Origin of the sequence: Neisseria sp. HMSC069H12 (assembly GCF_001812735.1) — a bacterium.
GTDB lineage: Bacteria > Pseudomonadota > Gammaproteobacteria > Burkholderiales > Neisseriaceae > Neisseria > Neisseria subflava.
In genome coordinates, this window is the sequence record NZ_KV810282.1 from 1 (window position 1) to 539 (window position 539).

General features: G+C 51.8%; 1 protein-coding gene. It reads left to right on the top strand.

The window, feature by feature from the left end:
• Nucleotides 1–12: 12 nt before the first annotated feature.
• Nucleotides 13–539, top strand: a 527-nt coding sequence (locus HMPREF2872_RS05965) for a type IV secretory system conjugative DNA transfer family protein (protein WP_283118997.1), incomplete at its 3' end; no start/stop codon positions are given.

A 539-nucleotide genomic window follows, 5' to 3' on the forward strand; every position in this document is an offset into this window, starting at 1 on the left:
CGCAAAAAGAAAATGACCGTCTATATCGGCATCCTGCCCAACAAGCTTGCCGAATCGAGGGTCATCGTCAACCTGTTCTTCTCCCAACTTATCAACCAAAACACCAAAGAGTTACCGCAGGACAATCCCGATTTGAAACACCAGTGCCTGTTGCTGATGGACGAATTTACCAGCATAGGCAGAGTGGAAATCATTGCCCATTCCGTCAGCTACATGGCGGGCTACAACATCCGCCTGTTTCCGATTATCCAATCCGTCGCCCAACTGGACACCGTTTACGGCAAAGAATACGCCCGCACGATCATCACCAACCATGCGCTGCAAATCATCTATACGCCGAGGGAGCAGCAGGATGCGAACGAATACTCCGAAATGTTGGGCTATACCACAGTAAAACGCAAAAACGTCAGCCGCGGACGCGAACGCAGCGTTTCGGAAAGCGAAGAGCGCCGCGCGCTGATGCTGCCGCAGGAATTGAAAGGAATGGGTCAGGACAGCGAAATCATCATTTACGAAGGTATGGCACATCCGGCGAAGGT